This is a genomic window from Streptomyces sp. NBC_01255 (genome assembly GCF_036226445.1).
In the GTDB taxonomy this organism is placed as follows: domain Bacteria; phylum Actinomycetota; class Actinomycetes; order Streptomycetales; family Streptomycetaceae; genus Streptomyces.
In genome coordinates this window covers 6,465,666-6,490,404 of record NZ_CP108474.1, presented here as the reverse complement: position 1 = coordinate 6,490,404, position 24,739 = coordinate 6,465,666, and the positions used below count along the sequence as shown (strand labels likewise).

At 70.7% G+C, this 24,739-nt stretch carries 21 protein-coding genes; 3 read left to right on the top strand and 18 right to left on the bottom strand.

Features of this window, described 5'->3' with window-relative positions:
- Window positions 1-47: 47 nt before the first annotated feature.
- Window positions 48-1,697, top strand: coding sequence for an alkaline phosphatase D family protein (locus tag OG357_RS29370; protein ID WP_329624012.1), 1,650 nt, complete (start codon window positions 48-50; stop codon window positions 1,695-1,697).
- A gap of 356 nt (window positions 1,698-2,053) precedes the next feature.
- On the top strand, window positions 2,054-3,007 hold the full coding sequence (locus OG357_RS29365) for a zinc metalloprotease (RefSeq protein ID WP_329624011.1): 954 nt from the start codon (window positions 2,054-2,056) through the stop codon (window positions 3,005-3,007).
- A 75-nt stretch (window positions 3,008-3,082) separates the two neighbouring features.
- Here the strand turns inward: OG357_RS29365 and OG357_RS29360 are convergent, their stop codons facing one another.
- The 6 genes from OG357_RS29360 to OG357_RS29335 all read right to left on the bottom strand — a co-directional run bounded on the left by OG357_RS29360 (window position 3,083) and on the right by OG357_RS29335 (window position 8,290).
- Window positions 3,083-3,652, bottom strand: a complete 570-nt coding sequence (locus OG357_RS29360; protein ID WP_329624010.1) for a dienelactone hydrolase family protein — start codon at window positions 3,650-3,652, stop codon at window positions 3,083-3,085.
- Between the two features lie 68 nt (window positions 3,653-3,720).
- Window positions 3,721-5,307, bottom strand: a complete 1,587-nt coding sequence (locus OG357_RS29355; RefSeq protein ID WP_329624009.1) for a Na+/H+ antiporter — start codon at window positions 5,305-5,307, stop codon at window positions 3,721-3,723.
- A 97-nt stretch (window positions 5,308-5,404) separates the two neighbouring features.
- Window positions 5,405-5,872 (bottom strand): GNAT family N-acetyltransferase, encoded by a 468-nt coding sequence (locus OG357_RS29350; protein ID WP_329624008.1) that lies wholly within the window; start codon window positions 5,870-5,872, stop codon window positions 5,405-5,407.
- On the bottom strand, window positions 5,869-6,810 hold the full coding sequence (locus tag OG357_RS29345) for an RluA family pseudouridine synthase (protein ID WP_329624007.1): 942 nt from the start codon (window positions 6,808-6,810) through the stop codon (window positions 5,869-5,871). Before OG357_RS29345 ends, OG357_RS29350 begins: the two co-directional genes overlap by 4 nt.
- A 60-nt stretch (window positions 6,811-6,870) precedes the next feature.
- Entirely contained in the window at window positions 6,871-7,458 is a 588-nt protein-coding gene (gene lspA, locus OG357_RS29340) for a signal peptidase II (protein ID WP_329624006.1), read from the bottom strand.
- Window positions 7,459-7,525: 67 nt separating this feature from the next.
- Window positions 7,526-8,290, bottom strand: a complete 765-nt coding sequence (locus OG357_RS29335) for a TraR/DksA family transcriptional regulator (protein ID WP_329624005.1) — start codon at window positions 8,288-8,290, stop codon at window positions 7,526-7,528.
- Window positions 8,291-8,848: 558 nt separating this feature from the next.
- Here OG357_RS29335 and ileS point away from each other — a divergent pair.
- Window positions 8,849-11,992 (top strand): isoleucine--tRNA ligase, encoded by a 3,144-nt coding sequence (gene ileS, locus OG357_RS29330; protein WP_329624004.1) that lies wholly within the window; start codon window positions 8,849-8,851, stop codon window positions 11,990-11,992.
- A gap of 250 nt (window positions 11,993-12,242) precedes the next feature.
- Here ileS and OG357_RS29325 read toward each other — a convergent pair whose 3' ends face one another.
- The 12 genes from OG357_RS29325 to OG357_RS29270 all read right to left on the bottom strand — a co-directional run bounded on the left by OG357_RS29325 (window position 12,243) and on the right by OG357_RS29270 (window position 24,736).
- Window positions 12,243-13,370: a DivIVA domain-containing protein gene (locus OG357_RS29325; protein ID WP_329624003.1), complete on the bottom strand. Its 1,128-nt coding sequence runs from the start codon at window positions 13,368-13,370 to the stop codon at window positions 12,243-12,245.
- A 67-nt stretch (window positions 13,371-13,437) separates the two neighbouring features.
- Window positions 13,438-13,728, bottom strand: a complete 291-nt coding sequence (locus OG357_RS29320) for a YggT family protein (protein ID WP_190102598.1) — start codon at window positions 13,726-13,728, stop codon at window positions 13,438-13,440.
- A gap of 81 nt (window positions 13,729-13,809) precedes the next feature.
- The gene (locus OG357_RS29315; protein ID WP_317594302.1) at window positions 13,810-14,430 is read right to left on the bottom strand and encodes a cell division protein SepF; all 621 of its coding nucleotides are present in this window, start codon (window positions 14,428-14,430) and stop codon (window positions 13,810-13,812) included.
- 122 nt (window positions 14,431-14,552) lie between these two features.
- The gene (locus tag OG357_RS29310) at window positions 14,553-15,272 is read right to left on the bottom strand and encodes a YggS family pyridoxal phosphate-dependent enzyme (protein ID WP_317594303.1); all 720 of its coding nucleotides are present in this window, start codon (window positions 15,270-15,272) and stop codon (window positions 14,553-14,555) included.
- Window positions 15,269-16,009 carry a peptidoglycan editing factor PgeF gene (gene pgeF / locus OG357_RS29305; RefSeq protein ID WP_329624002.1) on the bottom strand — a complete coding sequence of 247 codons (741 nt, stop codon included), beginning with the start codon at window positions 16,007-16,009 and terminating at the stop codon, window positions 15,269-15,271. The genes OG357_RS29310 and pgeF overlap by 4 nt, the downstream gene beginning before the upstream one ends.
- The gene (gene ftsZ / locus OG357_RS29300) at window positions 16,006-17,220 is read right to left on the bottom strand and encodes a cell division protein FtsZ (RefSeq protein WP_329624001.1); all 1,215 of its coding nucleotides are present in this window, start codon (window positions 17,218-17,220) and stop codon (window positions 16,006-16,008) included. The genes pgeF and ftsZ overlap by 4 nt, the downstream gene beginning before the upstream one ends.
- Window positions 17,221-17,502: 282 nt before the next feature.
- Window positions 17,503-18,306 (bottom strand): cell division protein FtsQ/DivIB, encoded by an 804-nt coding sequence (locus OG357_RS29295; RefSeq protein ID WP_329624000.1) that lies wholly within the window; start codon window positions 18,304-18,306, stop codon window positions 17,503-17,505.
- A gap of 20 nt (window positions 18,307-18,326) precedes the next feature.
- Window positions 18,327-19,421, bottom strand: a complete 1,095-nt coding sequence (gene murG, locus OG357_RS29290) for an undecaprenyldiphospho-muramoylpentapeptide beta-N-acetylglucosaminyltransferase (RefSeq protein WP_329623999.1) — start codon at window positions 19,419-19,421, stop codon at window positions 18,327-18,329.
- Window positions 19,422-19,427: 6 nt separating this feature from the next.
- Window positions 19,428-20,768 carry a putative lipid II flippase FtsW gene (gene ftsW / locus OG357_RS29285; protein ID WP_329623998.1) on the bottom strand — a complete coding sequence of 447 codons (1,341 nt, stop codon included), beginning with the start codon at window positions 20,766-20,768 and terminating at the stop codon, window positions 19,428-19,430.
- A 55-nt stretch (window positions 20,769-20,823) separates the two neighbouring features.
- Window positions 20,824-22,263 carry a UDP-N-acetylmuramoyl-L-alanine--D-glutamate ligase gene (murD, locus tag OG357_RS29280; RefSeq protein ID WP_329623997.1) on the bottom strand — a complete coding sequence of 480 codons (1,440 nt, stop codon included), beginning with the start codon at window positions 22,261-22,263 and terminating at the stop codon, window positions 20,824-20,826.
- The gene (gene mraY / locus OG357_RS29275) at window positions 22,245-23,315 is read right to left on the bottom strand and encodes a phospho-N-acetylmuramoyl-pentapeptide-transferase (protein ID WP_329623996.1); all 1,071 of its coding nucleotides are present in this window, start codon (window positions 23,313-23,315) and stop codon (window positions 22,245-22,247) included. Before mraY ends, murD begins: the two co-directional genes overlap by 19 nt.
- Entirely contained in the window at window positions 23,312-24,736 is a 1,425-nt protein-coding gene (locus OG357_RS29270) for a UDP-N-acetylmuramoyl-tripeptide--D-alanyl-D-alanine ligase (protein ID WP_329623995.1), read from the bottom strand. Before OG357_RS29270 ends, mraY begins: the two co-directional genes overlap by 4 nt.
- Between the last annotated feature and the right edge of the window lie 3 nt (window positions 24,737-24,739).

The window sequence follows — 24,739 nt, the reverse complement described above, 5'->3', positions numbered from 1 at the left end:
GGAATTCGCCTGCCCAACGGGCCTACCCGTCAGTAATCTGACTGGCCGTGACCAGTCAGTTCATATCTCCTGCCCCCAGCCGTCGCACGGTCGTCAAGGCCGCCGCCGTCACCGCTGTCGCCGCGCCCGCCCTCCTGGGCGCCGCCTCCCCCGCCCTCGCGGACTCCGGGGCCCCCGCCTTCCTCCACGGCGTCGCCTCCGGCGACCCGCTGCCCGACGGCGTCCTCCTCTGGACGCGCGTCACCCCTTCCGCCGAAGCCGCACCCGGCTCCGGGCTCGGCCCGGACGTCACGGTCGGCTGGGAGCTCGCCGAGGACCGCGGCTTCACCCGGACCGTCGCCGCCGGTTCGACCACGGCGAGCGCGTCCTCCGACCACACCGTGAAGGCCGACGTGCGGGGCCTGCGCCCGGCGACGGCCTACTGGTTCCGCTTCTCCGCGGGCGACGCCGTGTCGCCGGCCGCTCGCACCCGGACCGCGCCGGCCGCCGACGCCGCCGCCCCCGGGGTCCGCTTCGGCGTGGTCTCCTGCGCGAACTGGGAGTCCGGCCACTTCTCCGCGTACCGCCACCTCGCCGGCCGCGCCGACCTGGACGCCGTCCTCCATCTCGGCGACTACGTCTACGAGTACGCGAGCGGCGTCTACCCGGAGGCGAAGGACACCGTCCGCACGCACGAGCCGCGCCACGAGATCGTCTCGCTCGCCGACTACCGCACCCGGCACGGGCACTACAAGACGGACCCCGACCTCCAGGCGCTGCACGCCGCCCACCCGGTGATCGCCATCTGGGACGACCACGAGTTCGCCAACGACGCCTGGACGGGCGGGGCCGAGAACCACACCCCCGGCGCCGAGGGCGAGTGGGCGGCCCGGGTGGCCGCCGCCAAGCAGGCGTACTTCGAGTGGATGCCCGTCCGCGCCTCCACCGAGGGCACGGTCTTCCGGCGGCTGCGCTTCGGAAGGCTGGCCGATCTGCACCTGCTCGACCTGCGCACCTTCCGCTCCGCCCCGGCGAAGACCGGCAGCGGCACGGTCGACGACCCGGAGCGGACGATCACCGGCCGCGCCCAACTGGACTGGCTGAAGGCCGGTCTGGCCGGCTCGGACGCGACCTGGCAGCTCGTCGGCACCTCGGTGATGATCTCGCCGATCGCCTTCGGCGCCCTGCCCGCGCACCTCCTGGAGCCGCTCGCCGAGCTGATGGGCCTGCCGAAGGAGGGGCTCGCGGTCAACGTCGACCAGTGGGACGGGTTCACGGACGACCGCAAGGAACTGATCGCGCACCTGACCTCCCGGGCGATCCGGAACACGGTCTTCCTGACCGGCGACATCCACATGGCCTGGGCCAACGACGTACCGGTGAAGGCCGCGACGTACCCGCTGTCGGCCTCGGCGGCCACCGAGTTCGTCGTCACCTCGGTGACCTCGGACAACCTGGACGACATGCTGAACGTGGCCCCGGGAACGCTCTCGGTCGTGGCCGCGGGCGCGGTGAAGGCCGCCAACCGCCATGTGAAGTGGGTGGACATGGACCACCACGGCTACGGCGTGCTCGACGTGACCTCCGAGCGCTCGCAGATGGACTACTACACGGTCTCCGACAAGACGGATCCGGCCGCGACGACCGCCTGGGCGCGCTCGTACCGGACGAAGAACGGAACCCAGCGTGTCGAGCGGGTGTACCAGCCGGTTCGCTGACGAGGTCTTAACGGCGATTTTCAGCCATGATCTCTTCTGTTAACGGGAGATCACATCGCTACGGCGGGTGGCCAGTTTTGGAGATCGAATCCGGACACACCACCCGCCTCCGTCACCCCACTCGTTACGTCGAGGTCTCAAACTCCGGAATCGGCGCAAGAATTTCTTCTCGATGGACCGAATTGCCCCATGAATGATTGGGCTTGATCACTCCTCAACAGTGGCTGACATGGACGCGTAATCTCCGGGCCGTGGCGAGGAAGTTCCTCTCCCACCCTCCCCCACGAGGAGTCACTGTGCGTGCTCTTGCCCGTATATCGCCCCGTATGTCACGTCGTATTCTTGGCACCGCCGTCATGGCCGGAACCCTGGCCCTGGCTCCTCTTTCCGCCCCCGTCGCCACCGGCGCGGCCACCGCCACCCTGGCCGGCGCCTCCGCCGAGGAATGCGTCGACGGCCACGACGACGCCGGCGTCTCCAGCGCCCGCAAGGCGCGCGGCGCCGACAGCCACGCCGCCGAGCCCAACGAGGTCACCGCCGCCAAGGCGAAGGCCATGGACGACGACCTGAAGAAGAAGCTGGCCGCTGCCACCGCCGAGGGGCGCCTCAGCGCGTCCGCCGAGGCCGCCGCGGTGGTCAACATCCCCGTCTACTTCCACGTCATCCACAGCGGCACGACGGGCAAGCTCTCCGCCACCGCCATCAACAACCAGCTGAACGTCCTGAACGCGGCCTACGCCGGCCAGGGCACCGGCAACGTGAACTCCAACTTCCAGTTCACGCTGGCCGGCACCGACTACACGGACAACGCGTCCTGGTACAACCTCGCCTCCGGCTCCACCGCCGAGAAGACGATGAAGCAGACCCTCCGCAAGGGCGGCGCCGGCGCGCTGAACTTCTACACCGCCAACCTGAGCGGTGGCCTCCTCGGCTGGGCGACCTTCCCGTCCTCGTACGCCTCGAACCCGTCCATGGACGGTGTCGTCGTCCTCGACTCCTCGCTGCCGGGCGGCTCCGCGGCCAACTACAACGAGGGCGACACCGCGACCCACGAGGTCGGCCACTGGATGGGCCTGTACCACACGTTCCAGGGCGGCTGCAACGGCGCCGGTGACTCCGTCGCCGACACCCCGGCCGAGAAGAGCCCGGCGTACGAGTGCCCGACCGGCCGTGACTCCTGCGCCTCCAAGGCCGGTGTGGACCCGATCCACAACTTCATGGACTACACGTACGACGCCTGCATGTACCAGTTCACTTCCGGCCAGGTGACCCGGATGAACCAGTTCTGGACCTCGTACCGCGCGGGCTGACCCGACCCGGAACAGACCGAGGGCGCGGCGGGAGCACATTCCCGCCGCGCCCTCGGGCGTCGGTACGGACAGCCCCTACAGGCTGTCCAGGAAGGACAGCGCCACCGACCAGGTCCGCTCGGCCGCCTCCGCGTCCCAGTCGGGCAGCTCCGGGTCCGTGTACACGTGCCCCGCGCCCCGGTAGCGGTAGATCTCCACGTCCGCCCCGGCCTTGCGCATCTGGAGGTACCAGGCGGACAGCCAGTCGTCCGTCTCGAAGGGGTCGGGCTCCGCCACGTGCAGCTGTACGGGGAGCTCGTCCACCGACACGTTGGGCGCCAGGTCCGAGGTGCCGTGGAGCAGCAGAAGCCCGCGCGCCTTCTCGTCGCCGAGGGCCAGGGTCTGCGCGACCGAGGCGCCGAAGGAGAAGCCCGCGTAGACCAGACCGCGCTCGGAGTACGGGGCGGCGGCCAGGATCGCGCGCTTCAGCAGCTCGTCCTTGCCGATCGCGTCCCGCTTCGCCATGCCCTCCTCCACCGACTCGGTGGTCCAGCCGTCGAAGAGGTCCGGCACCCACACCCGGTGCCCGGCGGCCCGCAGCCGCTCGGCCGCGTCCTCGACGGCCGGGCGCAGTCCGTGGACCGAGTGGAAAAGCATGATGTCCATGCGGGCCATCCTGCCACCCGCGACCGACAGTCACCGAAAGCCCCGGTGCGGCCCGAACCGTCCCGGCCTCAGCGCATGCTGCGCACGTCCAGCTGCCGCAGCACCCGGTCCACCACCTCCGGGTCGGCCCCGGGCTCGTTGCGCGCCGCGAGGACCTCGTGCCGGGCGGCGGACATCAGCTCCCGCTGGATCCGCTGCACCGCCTTGAGGCGTTCCGTCCGCGCGGCGAAGGCGGCCCGCCGCTCCTCGTCGACCATGTCCGGGCTGATCCGGGCGCCGATGTCGTACGCGCCGCGCAGCAGTCGCTCCTGGACCTCCTCGGGCAGCTCCTCGACCTCCTCGATCTCCTTGAGCCTGCGCTTGGCGGCCTTCGCCGCCCGGACCGCGAGGTCGCGTTCAAGGACCCGCTCGGCGTCCGTGTCGGCCCGCACCCCGAGCCGCTTGACCAGCCACGGCAGGGTGAGCCCCTGGAAGACAAGGGTGGCGATGATCACGCAGAAGGCGATGAAGATGATCTCGTCGCGGCCGGGGAACGGCGAGCCGTCGTCGGTTTCGAGGGGGATGGCGAGGGCGAGGGCCACCGAGGCCACACCGCGCATCCCCGACCACCACATGACGATGGTCTCCCGCCAGCTCGTCGGGATCTCCTCGTCGACGTCCCGGCGGGTGTGCATGCGCTTCGCCAGCCAGGTGGCGGGCAGCAGCCACAGCAGCCGGACGCCGACGACCACCGCGACCACGGCGCCGCCCCAGCCGAGCATCTCCCAGCCGCGCCCTTCGGCGACTCCGAAGACATGGATGAGCTCCAGGCCGATGAGGCCGAAGGCGATGCCGGTGACGAGGGTGTCGACGATCTGCCAGAAGGTCTGTCCGGCGAGCCGGCCCATGACGTCGTCGGCGTCGACGGCGTGCTCGGCGAGGAAGAGCGCGGTGATCAGGACGGCGAGGACGCCCGAGCCGTGCAGCTCCTCGGCGAGGACGTAGCTCACGAAGGGCACGAGGAGGGTCAGTCCGGTCTGGAGGGTGACGTCCCCGAGGAAGCCGATCAGCTTGTGGGTGAGCCACCCGAGTCCCATGCCGACGACGACGGCGACCACGGCCGAGAGCACGAGCTCGCCGACCGCCTCGGGCCAGGAGAAGGAGCCGCTGACGACGGCGCCGATGGCCACGTGGTAGAGCACGATGGCGGTGACGTCGTTGAAGAGCCCCTCGCCCTCCAGGATCGAGACCAGCCGGCGGGGCAGGCCGAGCGACCCGGCGACGGCGGTGGCCGCGACCGGGTCGGGCGGGGCGACGAGCGCGCCGAGCGCGAGGGCGGCGGCCAGCGGAAGGCCGGGCACGAGCGAGTCGGCGACGGCTCCGACGGCGGCCGTGGTCACGAAGACGAGGGCGACGGCGAGCAGGAAGATGGGCCGCTTGTTGGCCCAGAACTGCCGCCAGGACGTCCGCTGCACGGAGGCGTACAGCAGGGGCGGCAGCACCAGCGGGAGGATCAGCTCCGGCGGGACCTCGACGTTCGGCACGAACGGCAGGACGGCCAGCACGATCCCGAAGAGGGTCATCAGGACGGGCGCGGGCAGTCCGAGCCGCTCGCCGAGGGGGACGGTGAGCAAGGCGCCGAGGAGCAGCAAGAACAACAGGGCCAATTGATCCACGGGCCCACCCTGCCATGAACGCCCGGTTTGCCCGCGATGCCCCCCTCAGGGCGGCAGTCAGAGGCTATGCCCGGCCGATCCCCCTCAGGGCCTCCGCCTACAGAACCTTTCGCATGGCCCGGTGCGGAATGCCCGCGTCCGGGAACTCCGGCCCGTACGCCTCGTAGCCGAGCCGCTCGTAGAAGCCCAGCGCGTGCGTCTGCGCGTGCAGGTCGACGGCGGCGAGGCCGCGCTCGCGCGCCGCGTCCTCGATGCCCCGCACGAGCGCCGCGCCGACCCCGAGCCCGCGGGCCGCCTTGGCGACCGCGAGCCGGCCGAGCGAGCCCACCGAGGCGTCGCCGCCGGTCTTGCCGAGGGCGTCCGCCCCGTGCAGGAGCCGTCCGGTGCCCAGCGGCAGCCCGTCCGCGCGCACGGCGAGGACGTGGACCGCGGTCGTGTCGTACGTGTCGTACTCCAGCTCCTGCGGGACGCCCTGCTCCTCGACGAAGACCTCACGGCGGACCGTGAAGCAGGCCTCCCGGTCGTCGGCTCCGGCCGCCTCGCGGACGGCGTACGTGTCGGTCACTGGCTCTCCGAGGCGATCCGGTCCAGGGCCTTCTGCAGGTCCTCGGGGTAGGTGCTGGCGAACTCGACCCACGAGCCGTCGCCCGGGTGCTCGAAGCCGAGGCGGACGGCGTGCAGCCACTGCCGCGTGAGGCCGAGGCGCTTGGCGAGCGTCGGGTCGGCGCCGTAGGTGAGGTCGCCGACGCAGGGGTGGCGGTGGGCGGACATGTGCACCCGGATCTGGTGGGTGCGGCCCGTCTCCAGCTTGATGTCGAGCAGCGAGGCCGACCGGTACGCCTCGATGAGGTCGTAGTGCGTGACGGAGGGCTTGCCCTCGGCGGTGATCGCCCACTTGTAGTCGTGGTTCGGGTGCCGGCCGATCGGCGCGTCGATGGTGCCGCTCATCGGGTCGGGGTGGCCCTGGACGAGCGCGTTGTAGCGCTTGTCGACCACGCGCTCCTTGAACTGGCGCTTGAGCGAGGTGTACGCGTACTCGGACTTGGCGACCACCATCAGACCGGAGGTGCCGACGTCGAGACGGTGCACGATGCCCTGGCGCTCGGCGGCGCCGGAGGTGGAGATGCGGTACCCGGCGGCGGCGAGGCCGCCGATGACCGTGGTGCCGGTCCAGCCGGGGCTGGGGTGCGCGGCGACGCCGACCGGCTTCATGATCACGACGATGTCGTCGTCGTCATGGATGATCTCCATGCCCTCGACGGGCTCGGCGACGATCTGGACGGGCGCGGGAGCGCCCGGCATCTCGACCTCGAGCCACGCGCCGCCACTCACCCGCTCGGACTTGCCGACGACGGAGCCGTCGACCTGGACCTTCCCTGCGGCGGCCAGCTCGGCCGCCTTCGTACGGGAGAACCCGAACATACGGGCGATGGCGGCGTCGACGCGCTCGCCCTCCAGGCCATCGGGAACGGGCAGCGTGCGGATCTCGGGACTCGTACTCACCCGTCGAGTATGCCTTGCGCGGGAGGTGATCCGCCCCGGCCGTCCGTCGCCGTGGTCGCCTCAGTCCTTGTGGACGGTGCCGTCGGGGTCGATGCCCCGGAACGACAGGAACACGATGAGGATGCCGCCGCAGACGATCGCCGAGTCGGCGAGGTTGAAGACGGCGAAGTGCGCGGGGGCGATGAAGTCCACGACCGCGCCCTCGAAGACACCGGGCGAGCGGAAGATCCGGTCCGTGAGGTTGCCGAGCGCGCCGCCGAGCAGCAGACCGAGGGCGATGGCCCAGGGCAGGCTGTAGAGCTTCCGCGCCAGCCGGACGATCACGATGATCACGACGGCCGCGATGCAGGTGAAGACGATCGTGAACGCCTCGCCCATGCCGAAGGCGGCGCCCGGGTTCCGGATGGCGTCGAGGCGCAGCAGATCGCCGATGATCGGGATCGCCTCGCGGCCCTCCAGCTTGGCGACCACCAGCATCTTGCTGCCCAGGTCGAGCAGGTAGGCCACGACGGCCACCACGAGCAGCGCGACGATCCTGCGCCTGCCCTTGGGCCGCTCCTCGGGAGCGGCCGTGCCGTCGTCGGAGGCGGCCGACTCGTCGGCCCCTGCTGAATCCGGCGTACCGATGATGCGCTCCGCCTCTGCCACGTGAGTGAGTCCCTCGACCTCGATGCCTGACCGTGCCCCGAGGGTACGGCACAGGCGTACGAGACCGTCAGCCGCGCCGCTCCTGCCGCTGCTTGTCCTCGACGCAGAGCGTGGCCCGCGGGAAGGCCTGCATCCGCGCCTTGCCGATCGGCTTCCCGCACACCTCGCAGAGGCCGTACGTGCCCGCGTCGAGCCGCTCCAGAGCGTGTTCGGACTGCTCCAGCATCTCCCGGGCGTTGGCGGCGAGCGCGAGCTCGTGCTCGCGGGTGATGTTCTTGGTGCCGGTGTCGGCCTGGTCGTCGCCCGCACCGTCGCCCGAGTCCCGCATGAGGCCGGTGAGCTCCTCCTTCGAGTGGACGAGCTCGCTGCGCAGCCGCAGGACCTCCGCCTGGAGCGCGCTGCGGGCCTCGTCGACCTCCTCCGGCGTCCAGGGGTCCTCGCCGGGGCGCACGGCGAGCTCGCCGGTACGGGCCGGGGGCACCGCGGCCTCGTCCTCTACGGTCGTCACGCCACCCGCGGTCTTCTTCGCTGCCACCGTCCTGGCTCCTGTCTGCTTCTTCACGGCGGTCGCCTTCCTGGCGACCGTCTTCTTCGCCGCGGCCTTCTTGGCCGGGGCGTGCGCTGCGGGGGTCTCGTCGGTTGCCTCCGCGGCCGAGGCCGCCGTCTTACGGGCAGGGGCCGCCGCGTCCGCCTTCTTCGCCGTGGCCTTCTTGCCGACCGCCTTCTTGGCGGCCGTCGACTTCTTCCCGGCCACGTCCTTGCCGTCCAGGGCCGCCGCACCGGTGGAAACAGCGGTCGAGGACTTCTTCGCGGCGGTCTTCTTCGCCACCATGTCGCGGCCCCTTCACATTTTGTGATCTTGCTCGCGAATCGTGCTGGGACGATAAATCGGCCCAAGGCCCGCGGCAACGGGGCACGCCGCCGTTCCCACCCGCCCCCGCTCCCCACGGGGCGGGCCTGCCTCCGTTGTGCCCAGCTCCCCGCCGGGTTATCCGCCCCGCGCCTCCCCCACATGGCCGTAACCGAACTCCGCCCCGCTTCGTATGGCCATTCGGGTGGCCGTCGGGGGCTCGGGAAATCGGGTCGGCCTCCCACCGTCGCGGCCCGTACACTGGCCACAGCGAAAGGCTTGGATGGGGACGAGTAGCGTCGTACGCAGCCATGAGCGACCCGGGGACGGTGAGAGCCCGGGGGCGAGCCCGATGTGAAGCATCACCCCGGAGCCGTCGGAAGAAAGCCGCACGAGAGCGCGGTGACTAGACCCGGCGTCGCGACCCCAATGAGGGGGCTCAGGGCACGTGTGCCTGCCCGGAGCCAAGGAGGGTGGTACCGCGGGAGCAGTGCTCTCGTCCCTCCGACGGAATGACGACAGTCCGCCGGAGGAATCTCGATGACACCGCCGCAGTACCGCCAGGTGCCCGCCCAGGTCGACCTGCCCGCGCTGGAGCACGACGTGCTCGACTTCTGGCGCGACAGCAAGGTCTTCGCGAAGACCCTTGAGCAGTCCGAGGGACGCCCCGAGTGGGTGTTCTACGAGGGCCCGCCGACCGCGAACGGCATGCCCGGCGCGCACCACATCGAAGCCCGCGTCTTCAAGGACGTGTTCCCCCGCTTCCGGACCATGCGCGGCTACCACGTGGCCCGCAAGGCCGGCTGGGACTGCCACGGCCTGCCGGTCGAGCTCGCCGTCGAGAAGGAGCTGGGCTTCGCCGGCAAGAAGGACATCGAGGCGTACGGCATCGCCGAGTTCAACGCCAAGTGCCGCGAGTCGGTGACCCGCCACACGGACGCCTTCGCCGAGCTGACGACCCGCATGGGCTACTGGGTCGACCTGGACGACGCGTACCGGACCATGGACCCCTCGTACATCGAGTCGGTCTGGTGGTCGCTGAAGCAGATCTTCGACAAGGACCTGCTGGTCCAGGACCACCGGGTCGCCCCCTGGTGCCCGCGCTGCGGCACCGGTCTCTCCGACCACGAGCTGGCGCAGGGCTACGAGACGGTCGTCGACCCGTCCGTCTACGTCCGCTTCCCGCTGACCTCCGGCCCGCTGGCCGGCAAGGCGGCGCTCCTCGTCTGGACGACGACCCCCTGGACCCTGGTGTCGAACACCGCGGTCGCCGCGCACCCCGAGGTCACCTACGTGGTCGCGACCGACGGCGACGAGCGGGTCGTCGTCGCGCAGCCGCTGGTCGAGAAGGCGCTCGGCGAGGGCTGGGTGACCACCGGCGAGTCCTTCACGGGCGCCGAGATGGAGCGCTGGACGTACCAGCGCCCGTTCGAGCTGGTGGAGTTCCCGGCCGAGGCCCACTACGTCGTGAACGCCGAGTACGTGACGACCGAGGACGGTACGGGTCTGGTCCACCAGTCCCCCGCCTTCGGTGAGGACGACCTCAAGGTCTGCAAGGCGTACGGCCTGCCGGTCGTGAACCCGGTCCGCCCCGACGGCACCTTCGAGGAGGACGTGCCGCTGGTCGGCGGCGTCTTCTTCAAGAAGGCCGACGAGGCGCTCACCGCCGACCTGGACGCGCGCGGCCTGCTCTTCCGCCACATCCCGTACGAGCACAGCTACCCGCACTGCTGGCGCTGCCACACGGCGCTGCTGTACTACGCGCAGCCGTCCTGGTACATCCGTACGACGGCGGTCAAGGACCGCATGCTGGCGGAGAACGAGCGGACGAACTGGTTCCCGGACTCGGTCAAGCACGGCCGCTTCGGCGACTGGCTGACCAACAACGTCGACTGGGCGCTCTCCCGGAACCGCTACTGGGGCACCCCGCTGCCGATCTGGCGCTGCGAGGACGACCACCTCACCTGCGTCGGCTCCCGCGCCGAGCTCACCGAGCTGACGGGCACCGACCAGTCGGAGCTCGACCCGCACCGCCCGTACATCGACGCGGTCACGTTCTCCTGCCCGACCGAGGGCTGCGGGAAGACGGCGACCCGTGTGCCGGAGGTCATCGACGCCTGGTACGACTCGGGCTCGATGCCGTTCGCGCAGTACGGCTACCCGTACGAGAACAAGGAACTGTTCGAGTCCCGCTACCCGGCGCAGTTCATCTCCGAGGCGATCGACCAGACGCGTGGCTGGTTCTACACGCTCATGGCCGTCGGCACGCTGGTCTTCGACAAGTCGTCCTACGAGAACGTGGTCTGCCTGGGCCACATCCTCGCCGAGGACGGCCGGAAGATGTCCAAGCACCTGGGCAACATCCTCCAGCCGATCCCGCTGATGGACCAGCACGGCGCCGACGCGGTCCGCTGGTTCATGGCGGCCGGCGGCTCGCCGTGGGCGGCCCGCCGCGTCGGCCACGGCACGATCCAGGAGGTCGTCCGCAAGACCCTCCTGACGTACTGGAACACGGTCGCCTTCCAGGCGCTGTACGCCCGTACGTCCGGCTGGGCGCCGAGCGCCGCGGACCCGGCCCCGGCCGACCGCTCGGTCCTCGACCGCTGGCTCCTCTCCGAGCTGAACGCGCTCGTGGCCGAGGTCACCGAGGCGATGGAGTCGTACGACACCCAGCGCACCGGCAAGCTGATCTCGTCCTTCGTCGACGACCTGTCGAACTGGTACGTGCGCCGCTCCCGCCGCCGCTTCTGGCAGGGCGACGCGTCCGCGCTCCGCACCCTGCACGACGTGATCGAGACGGTCACGCGCCTGATGGCCCCGCTGACGCCGTTCATCACGGAGCGGGTCTGGCAGGACCTGGTGGTCCCGGTCACGCCGGACGCCCCGGAGTCGGTCCACCTGGCCACGTGGCCGGCGGCGGACACCGACCTGATCGACAAGACCCTCTCCGAGCAGATGCTCCTGGTCCGCCGTCTGGTGGAGCTGGGCCGGGCGACGCGCGCGGAGTCGGGCGTGAAGACCCGCCAGCCGCTCTCGCGCGCGCTGGTGGCGGCGACGGGCTTCGCCGCCCTCTCGCCCGCCCTCCAGGCCCAGATCACGGAGGAGCTGAACGTCTCCTCCCTGGCGTCCCTCTCGGAGGTCGGCGGCTCGCTCGTCGACACGACGGCCAAGGCCAACTTCCGGGCCCTGGGCAAGCGCTTCGGCAAGGGCGTCCAGGACGTGGCGAAGGCGGTGGCCGCGGCCGACGCGGCGGCCCTCTCGCTGGCCCTCCGCTCGGGTGAGGCGACGCTCACGGTGAACGGCGAGGAGATCACGGTCACCCCCGAAGAGGTCATCATCACGGAGACCCCGCGGGAGGGCTGGTCGGTCGCCTCGGACTCGGGCGCGACGGTCGCACTGGACCTGGAGATCACCCCGGAGCTCCGGAAGGCCGGCCTCGCCCGTGACGCGATCCGCCTGATCCAGGAGGCCCGCAAGAACAGCGGCCTGGACGTCGCGGACCGGATCGCCCTGCGCTGGACGTCCACCTCCCCGGAGACGACGGAGGCCCTGACGGCCCACGCCGCCCTCATCTCGGACGAGGTCCTCGCGACGGACCACGCCGAAGGCGAAGCGGACGCCACCTACGGCACCCCGTTCACGGACGACTCCCTCGCCCTGACGTTCCGCCTCCGCAAGGCGTAACCGCCACCGAGAAGGGCCCGGCACCCCTACGGGGGCGCCGGGCCTTTCTCGTTCCCCCGGAGGTCTCCCGGGGTCCGGGGCGGAGCCCCTGTTCCGGGAAGGGGCGGGGTGGGGGGAGGCCCGCCGCAGGCGCCCCCGGCCCATCCCGCCCCGACCCCGGGTACGGCGAAGGGCCGGGTCCCGGTGTTACCCGGGGCCCGGCCCTTGCAGCCTGCCGACGGCTACGCGCTCATCGCGCGACCGCCCGCCGTCAGTTGTCGTCCTCGTCGATCAGGAAGCCCCGCATCGGCGCCGGCGCCTGCTGCATCGGCTGGGGAGCCTGCGGCCGGACCGGAGCCATCGGCTGCGTCATCGCCGGGGACATCTGCTGCTGGCCACCGTAGGAGGGGGCGCCACCCATGGACGGCGCACCGCCCATCGCGCCGTTGCCACCGTAGGACGGGGCGCTCGCGCCGGCCGAGGCCATCGAGGGCGCCGGCGGCAGCGAGGCCGTCGCCGGAGTCCGCGGCGGAGCCAGCGAGTCGTCGGCCTGGGTCTCCAGCTGACGCAGCTGCGACTCCAGGTACGACTTCAGGCGCGTGCGGTACTCGCGCTCGAAGCCGCGCAGGTCCTCGACCTTGCGCTCCAGCGTGGCGCGGGCGGACTCCAGGGAGCCCATCGCGACGCGGTGCTTCTCCTGGGCGTCCCGCTCAAGAGCGTCCGCCTTGGCGCGGGCGTCCCGCTCCAGGCCCTCGGCGCGCGAGCGCGCCTCGCCGACGATCTTGTTCGCCTCGGAGCGGGCCTCGGCGATCGCCTGGTCGGCGGTCTGCTGGGCCAGCGAGAGGACGCGCGCGGCGCTGTCGCCGCCCGGGGCCTGCGCCTGCACGGGCTGCTGCTGCTGCATCTGCTGCTGCGGGTGACCCATGGGGCCGCCCTGCATCGGGCCGGGACCCATCGGTCCGCCCTGCATGGGGCCACCCTGCATCGGGCCGGGGCCCATGGGCCCACCCTGCATGGGGCCGCCCTGCATCGGGCCGCCCTGCATGGGGCCGGCGGGAAGCGCGGGGGCACCGGAAGGCAGCTGCGGCGGGCCCATCTGCTGCGGCTGCTGCTGCTGGACCGGCGGTCCGGATATGGCCGCGGGCACGGGCGCGCCGGGACCGACGGGACGATCCTGCGGCTCCGGGGGCTTGCGCATGCCCTGCTGCTGCTGGTTCTGCGCGGCGGCACGCGTCGCGGCGGCCAGCTTGGCGCGCAGGTCCTCGTTCTCGCGGAGCAGGCGGGTCAGCTCGGCCTCGACCTCGTCGAGGAAGGCATCGACCTCGTCCTCGTCATAGCCTTCTCGAAGGCGGACGGTCGTGAACTGCTTGTTCCGCACGTCCTCGGGGGTCAGCGGCATCTCTTCTTCACCTCTACGTAGTCGTCGGCAGTCGGCAAGACCGTATCGTCCACAGTTCTCTCCATCATCACCTCGCGAAGCTGCTCACGACGGAGATCAGGATGTAAACGATGATCATCAGAACGAAGAAGGACAGGTCGAGTGCCACGCCCCCGAGACGCAGCGGCGGGATGAGTCGCCGCAGAAGCTTGAGCGGTGGATCGGTGACAGTGTAAGTGGCCTCCAGAACGACCACCATCGCCTTACCGGGTTGCCATGAACGCGCGAACTGGAAGACGTAGTCCATGACCAGCCGGACGATCAGGAGGACGAGGAAGCACATCAGCACGATGTAGACCACCTGTAGTGCGACGCCCATCCCGCGTTTCCCTCTCCCCTGACTTACGTGCTCTCACTTGTTCCGGCCGCGTCGCGACCGGTCCGTCCGGTTCCGTTGTTCTCAGCTCTGGTTGAAGAATCCGCCCTCTGCGATCCGGGCCTTGTCCTCCGCCGTGACATCGACGTTAGCAGGCGACAACAGGAACACCTTCTGCGTCACGCGCTCAATGCTGCCATGGAGCCCGAAGACGAGTCCGGCGGCAAAGTCGACAAGTCGCTTCGCATCCGTGTCGTCCATCTCCGTGAGATTCATGATCACCGGGGTGCCCTCACGGAAGTGTTCCCCGATGGTACGGGCCTCGTTGTAGGTCCGGGGGTGCAGCGTGGTGATGCGGTAGGGCTCCCGCTCGGACACGACCTTGGGCATGATCACCGGTGCGTTCTTCTCCAGGCTCGGGCGTTCGGGTGTGATGGATGCCACGGGGGCAATTCGGGCCGGACGTCCGCTTTCGGCGAGTACCGGGACAGAATGAGCAATCGGTTCCCGGGGCGCCGGGGGCTGCACCACACGCACCGGCTCCTCGCGCTCCATCTGCCGCGGAGGGGTGTGGCGCCGCTCGCGCTCGGGCTCCGGCTCCAGCTCGGGTTCGAAGTCGTCGTCGGGGTCGAAGCCCCGGCCGTCGTACCCATCGTCCTCCACGAGGCCGAGGTAGACCGCCATCTTGCGCATCGCGCCGGCCATTCTCTGAGTCCTCCGCTCTGTGGTGGATCGGCCTCGTCACCAAGTGCCAGCGATCCACGAGCCACCCCGCCGTTCTGCGGAATGACCATATTTTCTGCTGTGGTCCGACTTGCTTCGCGACGTTACCCGAGCTTCGGGCGGACACCGAGTACCGCCGTACCGACGCGTACGTGTGTCGCCCCGGCAGCGACGGCCTCCTCGAGGTCCGCACTCATCCCTGCTGACACCATGTTCGCAGCCGGACGGGTCGCGCGCAGGGCAGTCGACAAATCCATCAACCGGTCGAAGGCGGCGCGCTGTCTGCCCGCGTACGGACCGGAGAGCGGTGCGACGGTCATCAGGCCGTCGAGCCGCAGTCCGGGGGCGGCGTCCACAGCGGCGGCCAACTCCTCGACACCCTCCGGCGAGACGCCACCGCGGGCGCCGCGCTCCCCGGACTCGGCGTCGAGCGCGACCTGGAGCAGGCAGCCGAGCTCCCGTCCTTCCTTCTCCGCGGCCGCAGAGAGAGAGGAAACGAGCTTCAATCGGTCGACAGACTGCACCACACCGGCATAACCCACCACGGAACGGACCTTGTTGGTCTGCAACTGGCCCACGAAGTGCCAGGTCAGATCAAGGTCGGCGCACGCGGCGGCCTTGGGGGCGGCGTCCTGGTCCCGGTTCTCGGCGACGTGCCGCACGCCCAGTTCGTGCAGCATGCGCACATCGCTCGCGGGGTAGGTCTTGGTGACCACGATGAGGGTCACCTCCTCCCGCGCGCGCCCGGCGGCGGCGCAGGCGGCTGCGATGCGCTCCTCCACCCGGGCCAGATTCTCGGCGAGTTGCGACTTCCGGTCCGTCATGTCTCTTCCTGGGTCAACCAGACATATCCCGCGAGTCGCCCGGTGGTGCGGTCGCGGCGGTACGAGTAGTGGTCACCGGATTCCCGGGTGCAGACCTCACTGGCCTGCCGGTCCGTGACACCGAGCCGTTCGAGCTGGGCGTGCACCCCGGCGACGACGTCGACGGCCGGAGTGCCCCAGCTCGTCTCGGCCCAGGCGGCGGGCTCGGTCTTCGCGACCTCGGCGCGCATCTCCTCCGGCACCTCGTAGCACCGCCCGCAGACGGCGGGGCCGGTGCGGGCGACGATCCGGGCGGGGTCGGCGCCGAGGCCGATCATGGCCTCGACGGCGGCGGGGACGACCCCGGCGATCATTCCGGGCCGCCCGGCGTGGGCGGCGGACACGATCCCGGCGACGGGATCGGCGAGCAGGACCGGGACACAGTCCGCGGTGAGGACGGCGAGGGCCAGTCCGCGGGCCGCGGTCACCAGGCCGTCGACCGCCGGGACGGCCTCGTCGGTCCACGGGCCCGCGACCTCGGCGACATCGGCGCCGTGCACCTGGTTCATCCAGACGACCCGTGCCGGGTCGAGCCCGAGGGCGCCGGCGGCCAGCGCCCTGTTGGTCCGTACGGCCTCGGGGTCGTCCCCGACCGCGCCGCCGAGGTTGAGCTCCTCGTACGGAACGGCGCTCACCCCGCCCCACCTGTCGGTGAAGGCGAAGTGCGCGCCGTTCGCGTCGAAGTACTTCCCTATCACTTCAGGAAGTCCGGGACGTCCAGCTCTTCGGCCTGGGAGTCCGCGTACGGACGGGCCGGCGGGACGACCGGCGGGGCCGGCGTCAGCGGGGTCTCGTTGACGGCCGGGGCCGGCTCGACCGGGACGGAGACCGGCTCTTCGCGGGGGGCCACCGTGCCGAGTCCGCCCATGGGGCGGGAGGGCTCGCTGATGCGGGGCGCCGGAGCCGGCTCCTCGCGCTTGGCCGCGACCGAACCGATGATGTTGTCCCGGCGGGCCGGCGGCTGGCCGCCGTCGAAGCCGGCCGCGATGACCGTGACCCGGACCTCGTCACCGAGGGCGTCGTCGATGACGGCGCCGAAGATGATGTTGGCCTCGGGGTGGGCGGCCTCGCTGACCAGCTGCGCGGCCTCGTTGATCTCGAAGAGACCGAGGTCGCTGCCGCCGGAGATGGAGAGCAGCACGCCACGGGCGCCGTCGATGGAGGCCTCCAGGAGCGGCGAGGAGATCGCCATCTCCGCGGCGGCCACCGCGCGGTCGTCGCCACGGGCGGAGCCGATGCCCATGAGGGCGGATCCGGCCTCGGACATGACCGACTTGACGTCGGCGAAGTCGAGGTTGATCAGACCCGGGGTGGTGATGAGATCGGTGATGCCCTGGACGCCGCTCAGCAGCACCTGGTCGGCCGACTTGAACGCGTCGAGCACGGAGACCTGGCGGTCCGAGATCGAGAGCAGTCGGTCGTTCGGGATGACGATGAGGGTGTCGACCTCTTCGCGGAGCTCGGCGATGCCGTCCTCCGCCTGGTTGGCGCGACGCCGGCCCTCGAAGGTGAAGGGTCGGGTGACCACACCGATCGTCAGGGCGCCGAGCGAGCGCGCGATGTTGGCGACGACGGGTGCGCCGCCGGTGCCGGTGCCGCCGCCTTCGCCGGCGGTGACGAAGACCATGTCGGCCCCCTTGAGGACCTCCTCGATCTCCTCACGGTGGTCCTCTGCCGCCTTGCGACCGACGGCCGGGTTCGCCCCGGCGCCCAGGCCGCGGGTGAGTTCACGACCGACGTCGAGCTTGACGTCGGCGTCGCTCATCAACAGCGCTTGCGCGTCGGTGTTGATCGCGATGAACTCGACGCCCTTGAGGCCGACCTCGATCATTCGGTTGATGGCATTGACACCACCGCCGCCGACACCGATGACCTTGATGACTGCGAGGTAGTTCTGCGGTGCTGCCACGTCGAAGGCCTCTCGCCTCGAGTTACGTGTCGCCTGCTACGCGGTGGTTGGTCGCGCTGCGACGACGGATGCCGATTGGGGCGGTCCGGAACGCCGACCCAAACCCTAACGTTGAAGTTTAGGGTTACCAGTGTCCCTGTTCGCTGGACTCTTCCGAACAGGACACTAAGTCGACAAGCGGCGCACGTTCAACGAACACGCCGAACCTCCCGTTTTTCTTTTCACCCTATGTGATCACCCGGAGCGCTGGCCAACCAGGGTGCTGGCCAGCGGCGATGTCCGTCAACTCCCGGACGACGCGGGTGCCGTGGGGGCACTTACATCGAAGTGCCCCGCTTTGGGCGACGCCTTCATGAGAGCGGTGAGCACCCTGGCTTTCACCGGGCCGTGCTCGGCGCTCCCCCAGAAGACGGTGCGCCCCTTGGTCAGTTCCAGAGTGACGGAGTCGTACGAGGTGATGCGGACGACACGAGTGTTCCGGGCGATTTCCTCCGGGAGTTCACCCCGGACGCGGACCGCCTCGCCCAACAGCCGGTCCGCGTCGAATCGGCGCAGGCTGGGCGAGGAGGCGGTGTCGAGGACGAGCCGGGGAATGCTCCGGGGGGCGGTGTCGACGGTGGCGAACCGGACGCCGGTCGCGTCCACTTCGATGAACTTCGTGCCCTTTTCCAGCAGGAGAACGGGCTTCCGTTCCGTCACTTTCAGACCGATTCCGTGCGGCCAGGACCGTACGACGTCGACCGACGCGATGCGCGGGAGTTCCTGCCGGAGCCGTGCCTCGATCGCCTCGGTGTCGACGGAGACGAGCGGGGCGCCCGTCGGAACGGCGGCGACCGCCTCGACCTCACGGGGGGTCAGAACCGCGGTGCCGGAAGTCTTCACACGTTCCACACGGAACCAGGTCGATCCGTAGAGCGCCCAGATCACGCCGGCCGTGAGCGCGACGACGCCGAGCACGACGAGGAGCACGCGGGGGGCGGGCACCCGGAATCGATGATTCCGGGTGCCCGTGCGGGACGGCCGCTCCGACGACCCCTTCGGCTGCTTCGCGCCGCTCTTCTCGGCGGTCGTCGATCCGGCTGCCACGCTTCCGCCTTTCGTCGCCGCTACGCCTGTCGGCGGGCGGCGATCGCCTCGTACACCATGCCGACGAGCAGGTCGTCGGCGTCCCGGCGGCCGAACTCGGCGGCGGCGCGGGACATCTCGTACAACCGGTGCGGATCGGCCAGTACGGGCAAAACGTTGCCCTGCACCCACTGCGGCGACAGCTCCGCGTCGTCGACGAGGAGTCCACCCCCGGCCTTGACCACCGGCTGGGCGTTGAGCCGCTGTTCGCCGTTGCCGATGGGCAGCGGGACGTACGCGGCCGGCAGCCCGACGGCGGAGAGCTCGGCGACGGTCATCGCGCCCGCGCGGCAGAGCATCATGTCGGCCGCGGCGTACGCGAGATCCATCCGGTCCACGTACGGTACCGGCACGTACGGCGGCATACCGGGCATGTTGTCGACGCGCGGCATTTCGTTCTTCGGGCCGACCGCGTGCAGGATCTGGATGCCCGAGCGCTGAAGCACCGGGGCGATCTGCTGGACGACCTCGTTGAGCCGCCGGGCGCCCTGCGAGCCGCCCGAGACGAGCAGCGTCGGCAGGTTCGGGTCGAGCCCGAAGGCGGCGCGCGCCTCGGGACGCACCCGCGCCCGGTCGAGGGTCGCGATGCTGTACCGCAGCGGGATGCCGATGTAGCGGGCGTTGCGGAGCTTGCTGTCCGGGGTGGCGACGGCGACCCCGGCCGCGTACCGCGAGCCGATCTTGTTGGCCAGGCCCGGCCGGGCGTTGGCCTCGTGGACCACGATCGGCACCCCGAGCCGCTTGGCCGCGAGATAGCCGGGCAGCGCCACATAGCCGCCGAAGCCGACGACACAGTCGGCCTTCGTGCGCTCCAGGATCTGCTCGGCGGCCTTGATCGTGCCGCGGAGCCGCCCGGGGACGGTGATCAGCTCAGGGGTGGGCTTGCGGGGCAGCGGTACGGCGGGGATGAGCGCCAACTCGTAGCCCCGCTCGGGCACGAGCCGGGTCTCCAGACCCTTTTCCGTGCCCAGCGCTGTGATCCCCACGCTGGGGTCCTGCCTGCGCAGGGCATCCGCGAGGGCCAGCGCGGGCTCGATGTGGCCGGCGGTCCCCCCGCCGGCGAGTACGACATGCACCGAAATTCACCGCTCTCCGGACGGGCGCTTCTTGGCGCGCCGTCGCATCGACTTCCATCTCACCCCGGCCCGCTTGCCCCAGCCGGGGCGGCGCATGGCCAGGGCCGCTTTCGCGGCGGGATCCTGTCGCGCGAAGGCGATGAGGAGCCCGACGGCGAACATGGTCGGCAGCAGGGCCGACCCCCCGTACGAGAACAGCGGGAGCGGGACTCCGGCGATCGGCAGCAAGCCGAGCACCGCACCGATGTTGATCACGGCCTGCGCCGTGATCCAGGTGGTCACGCCTCCCGCGGCGTACCTCACGAAGGGGTCCTCCGTGCGTCCGGCCACGCGGATACCCGCATAGCCTAGAGCCGCGAACAGGGCGACTACCGACAGCGTCCCCGCGAGACCCAGTTCCTCACCGGTGACCGCGAAGATGAAGTCGGTGTGCGCTTCGGGGAGTTGGCCCCATTTCTCCACACTGGCGCCAAGCCCGGAACCGAACCATCCGCCCGAGGCCAGAGCATAGATTCCGTGCGCTGCCTGGAGACAGGGGGCTCCCTCGCCGCCGGGGTCGGTCGCGCCGATGCAGTCGAAGCGCTTCATCCGGTTGTCACTCGTCTTGATCAGCAGCACACCGATCGCACCGGCGACGGAGAGCACTCCGACGAAGAGCCGGGTGGGTGCACCGGCCGTCCACAGCAGACCGAAGAGGATCGCGGCGAGGATGATCGAGGTGCCCATGTCGCCGCCGAGCATGATCAGTCCGAGCAGCATGAAGGCCACGGGGACCAGCGGGACGAGCATGTGCTTCCACTGGGACAGCAGCCGCATGTCCTGCTTGCGGGCCAGCAGGTCGGCCCCCCACAGGATCAGCGCCAGCTTGCCGAACTCGCTGGGCTGGAGCTGGAAGGGGCCGCCGAGCGAGATCCAGTTCTGGTTGCCGTTGACCGAGTGCCCTATCCCGGGGATCTGCACGAGCACCATCAGGAAGACGGCGCCGACGAGGATCGGGTAGGCGAGCGCGCGGTGCAGCTTCACCGGCATCCGGGAGGCGGCCAGGAGCAGTCCGGTGCCGAGGAGCGCGGCGAAGAACTGCTTCCGGAAGAAGTAGGAGGGCACCAGGTCGTAGCGGAGCGCCGTGATCATCGAGGCGGAGAAGACCATCACCAGGCCGAGCATGGTGATGAGCAGCGCCGCGCCGATGATCACGTAGTACGCGGTGAGGGGCCGGTCCCAGGCCTTCAGCGCCCGCTCGTGGAGCCGCCGTACGCCCCCGCCTCGGGTCCGCCGCGGGGTCGCTGGGGCCCGCCCTCCGCCGCGTACGGCGGAAGGCCGGCGTGTCCCGGCGATCTTGCTCGGCATGGTCGCTGCCCCCTCCAGTCGTGCCCGGTCCGGCCGGACCCTCCCACTGGTCAGGTCAGGCGTCCCCGGTGGCGGCGAGGGCGCGGACAGCGTCCGCGAAGGCCTCGCCCCGCTTGTTGTAGTTGGTGAACATGTCCATCGAGGCGCAGGCCGGGGCGAGGAGCACCGTGTCCCCCGGGCGGGCCAGCCGGGCCGCCTCCCGGACCGCCTCGGACATCGCCCCAGTGTCGGTCCGGTCGAGGTCCACCACCGGGACCTCCGGGGCGTGTCGCGCCAGGGCTTCGCGGATCAGCGCGCGGTCGGCGCCGATCAGGACGGCCCCGCGCAAGCGCTTCGCCGACTTCTGTACGAGCTCGTCGAAGGTCGCGCCCTTGGCCAGGCCGCCGGCGATCCAGACGATCGGGTCGTAGGCCGCCAACGAGGCTTCCGCGGCGTGGGTGTTGGTGGCCTTGGAGTCGTCGACGTACGTGACGCCCTCGATCTCCTCGACCAGTTCGATGCGGTGCGGGTCCGGCCGGAAGGCCTTCAGCCCGTCCCGTACGGCCTTGGCGTCGACGCCGAAGGCGCGGGCGAGGGCGGCCGCGGCGAGGGCGTTGGCGATGTTGTGCGGGGCCGGGGGCTGGACGTCGTCGACCTCGGCCAGCTCCTGGGCGTTCTTCTGCCGGTTCTCGACGAAGGCCCGGTCGACGAGGATGCCCTCGACGACGCCCAGTTCGGACGGGCCGGGGGCGCCGAGCGTGAAGCCGATGGCCCGGCAGCCCTCCTCGACGTCGGCCTCGACGACCAGGTCCTCGGTCGCCTTGTCGGCGACGTTGTAGACACAGGCGACCTGGTTGCCCTCGTAGATCCGGCCCTTGTCGGCGGCGTACGCCTCCATCGAGCCGTGCCAGTCGAGGTGGTCGGGCGCCAGGTTGAGCACGGCGCCCGAGTGGACGCGGACGGACGGCGCCCAGTGGAGCTGGTAGCTGGAGAGTTCGACGGCGAGCACGTCGTACGGCTCCTCGCCGAGGACGGCGTCGAGGAGCGAGACCCCGATGTTGCCGACGGCGGCGGTCCGCAGACCGGCCGCCTCCAGGATCGAGGCGAGCATCCGCACGGTCGTGGTCTTGCCGTTGGTGCCGGTGACCGCGAGCCAGGGAGCCGCCCCGGGCCCGCGCAGGCGCCAGGCCAGCTCGACGTCGCCCCAGACCTCCACGCCCGCCTCGGCGGCGGCCGCGAAGAGCGGCTTGTCGGGCCGCCAGCCGGGGGTGGTGACGATCAGCTCGGTGCCGGACGGCAGGGTCGCCCCGTCGCCGAGGCGGACGGTGATGTCCTCCGCCTCCAGGTCGGCGGCCTGCGCCCGGGAGCGCTCGTCGTCGCCGTCGTTGACGACGGTCACGACCGCGCCCAGGCCGTGCAGGACCCGGGCGGCCGGGATCCCGGAGACCCCGAGCCCCGCGACGGTGACCTTCTTGCCGTTCCAGTCGAGCTGTTCTGTCACTTCGCTGATGCCCATCCCGCGTAGAAGAGGCCCAGGCCCACGATCACGCACATGCCCTGGATGATCCAGAACCGGACGACGACCAGGACCTCCGACCACCCCTTGAGTTCGAAGTGGTGCTGGAGGGGGGCCATCCGGAAGACGCGCTTGCCGGTCATCTTGAACGAGCCGACCTGGATGACCACGGACATCGTGATCAGGACGAACAGGCCGCCGAGCAGGGCCAGCAGGAGCTCCGTACGGGAGCAGATGGCGAGACCGGCGAGCGCGCCGCCGAGGGCGAGCGAGCCGGTGTCACCCATGAAGATCTTGGCGGGCGAGGTGTTCCACCACAGGAAGCCGAAGCAGGCGCCCATCAGGGCGGAGGCGACGACCGCGAGGTCGAGCGGGTCACGCACCTCGAAGCAGGCGTTGGGGTTGGTCAGCGTCACCGCGTTGGCACAGGACTCCTGGAACTGCCAGAGCCCGATGAAGGTGTACGCGCCGAAGACCATCACCGAGGCGCCGGTGGCCAGACCGTCCAGACCGTCCGTCAGGTTCACGCCGTTGGACATGGCCAGGATCATGAAGAGCGCCCAGACCACGAACAGCACCGGGCCGATGGTCCAGCCGAAGTCCGTGATGAAGGAGAGCTTCTCGGAGGCGGGCGTGAGCCCGCGCATGTCCGCGAACTGCAGCGACAGCACGGCGAAGGCGATGCCGACGATCAGCTGGCCGGCCATCTTCGCCTTGGCCCGCAGGCCCAGCGAACGCTGCTTGACGATCTTGATGTAGTCGTCGAGGAAGCCGACCAGGCCCATGCCGGCCATGAGGAACAGCACCAGGATGCCCGAGTACGTCGGGTCCTCGCCGGTGATGACCTTGGCCAGGGCGTACGCGATGAGCGTGGCCAGGATGAAGGAGATACCGCCCATGGTGGGCGTGCCCTTCTTCCCGGCGTGGCCGCGCGGGCCGTCGTCCCGGATGAACTGCCCGTACCCCTTGCGGGCAAGGAGCTTGATCAGCAGCGGGGTGCCGATCAGGGTCAGGAAGAGGCCGATGGCCCCCGCGAAGAGGATCTGCCTCATCGTCCGGCGACCTCGCCCTCGGTGTCGAGGAGGGCCAGCGCGACCCGTTCGAGACCGACCGACCTGGAAGCCTTCACAAGGACGACGTCCCCCGGGCGCAGCTCACTGCGCAACAGGTCGACAGCCGCCTGCGCGTCGGACACGTGCACCGACTCCTCACCCCACGAACCCTCGTTATATGCGCCCAGTTGCAGCCAGGACGCTTCCCTGTCCCCGACCGCGACGAGCTTGCTGACGTTGAGCCGGACGGCGAGCCGTCCGACCGCGTCGTGCTCGACGAGCGATGCGTCACCGAGCTCGGCCATCTTGCCGAGCACCGCCCACGTACGAGCCCCTCGGGCCTGTGCGGCCCGGCCCATGGACGCGAGCGCGCGCAGGGCGGCTCGCATGGACTCGGGGTTCGCGTTGTAGGCGTCGTTGACGATCGTCACGCCGTCCGGACGCTCGGTGACCTCCATGCGCCAGCGCGAAAGGGTGCCGGCCTCGGAGAGCGCGGTGGCGATCTCTTCGACAGGCATGCCCAGCTCGTGCGCGACGGCGGCCGCTGCGAGCGCGTTCGACACGTGGTGCTCACCGTACAGGCGCAAGGTCACGTCGCTGCACCCGGTGGGTGTGTGAAGCCTGAAAGAAGGCTGTCCGTTCTCTGTGAGGAGGACGTTCTCGGCCCGTACGGCCGCTTCGTCCGCTTCGCCGAAGAGGATCACGCGGGCCTTGGTGCGGCTCGCCATCGCGCGGACGAGCGGATCGTCGGCGTTGAGGACCGCCACTCCGCCCTCCTCGGCGGAGGGCAGCGCCTCGACGAGCTCGCCCTTGGCCTCGGCGATCTGCTCCCGGCCGCCGAACTCGCCGATGTGGGCGGTGCCCACGTTGAGGACGAGGCCGATACGGGGCGGGGTGAGGCCGGTGAGGTAGCGGATGTGCCCGATACCGCGGGCGCCCATCTCCAGGACCAGGTGCCGGGTCTCGTCGCTCGCGCGGAGCGCCGTGAGCGGCAGGCCGATCTCGTTGTTCAGCGAGCCTGGTGTCCACACGGTGGGCGCGTGCCGGTCGAGGACCTGGGCGATCAGGTCCTTCGTGGAGGTCTTGCCGGCCGAGCCGGTGAGGGCGACGACATCGGTGCCGAGCCGCTCGACGACCGCGCGGGCGAGGGCCCCCAGCGCGGTCTGCACGTCGTCCACGACGATCGCGGGGACGCCGACGGGACGGGCGGCGAGCACGGCCGCCGCACCCGCCTCGACGGCGCGCTCCGCGTAGTCGTGGCCGTCGACGCGCTCACCGGCGAACGCGACGAAGAGGCTGCCGGGCCGCACCTCGCGGGAGTCGATGACGACGGACCCGTCGACCAAGGCGGCCGGATCCGGTATGTCGTGCTTCTGCCCGCCGACGATTTCGGCGATCTCGGCGAGGGAGAGGGCGATCACTGC

Excerpts from the sequence above, each read along its gene's own strand:
- ftsW (WP_329623998.1), bottom strand. The coding sequence starts at position 20,768 with ATGCCGAGCAAGATCGCCGGGACACGCCGGCCTTCCGCCGTACGCGGC.
- mraY (WP_329623996.1), bottom strand. The coding sequence starts at position 23,315 with ATGAGGCAGATCCTCTTCGCGGGGGCCATCGGCCTCTTCCTGACCCTG.
- OG357_RS29310 (WP_317594303.1), bottom strand. The coding sequence starts at position 15,272 with ATGACGGACCGGAAGTCGCAACTCGCCGAGAATCTGGCCCGGGTGGAG.
- OG357_RS29325 (WP_329624003.1), bottom strand. The coding sequence starts at position 13,370 with ATGCCGCTGACCCCCGAGGACGTGCGGAACAAGCAGTTCACGACCGTC.
- OG357_RS29360 (WP_329624010.1), bottom strand. The coding sequence starts at position 3,652 with ATGGACATCATGCTTTTCCACTCGGTCCACGGACTGCGCCCGGCCGTC.
- OG357_RS29365 (WP_329624011.1), top strand. The coding sequence starts at position 2,054 with ATGGCCGGAACCCTGGCCCTGGCTCCTCTTTCCGCCCCCGTCGCCACC.
- OG357_RS29315 (WP_317594302.1), bottom strand. The coding sequence starts at position 14,430 with ATGGCCGGCGCGATGCGCAAGATGGCGGTCTACCTCGGCCTCGTGGAG.
- OG357_RS29335 (WP_329624005.1), bottom strand. The coding sequence starts at position 8,290 with ATGGTGGCGAAGAAGACCGCCGCGAAGAAGTCCTCGACCGCTGTTTCC.
- OG357_RS29320 (WP_190102598.1), bottom strand. The coding sequence starts at position 13,728 with ATGGGCGTCGCACTACAGGTGGTCTACATCGTGCTGATGTGCTTCCTC.
- ileS (WP_329624004.1), top strand. The coding sequence starts at position 8,849 with ATGACACCGCCGCAGTACCGCCAGGTGCCCGCCCAGGTCGACCTGCCC.
- murD (WP_329623997.1), bottom strand. The coding sequence starts at position 22,263 with ATGGGCATCAGCGAAGTGACAGAACAGCTCGACTGGAACGGCAAGAAG.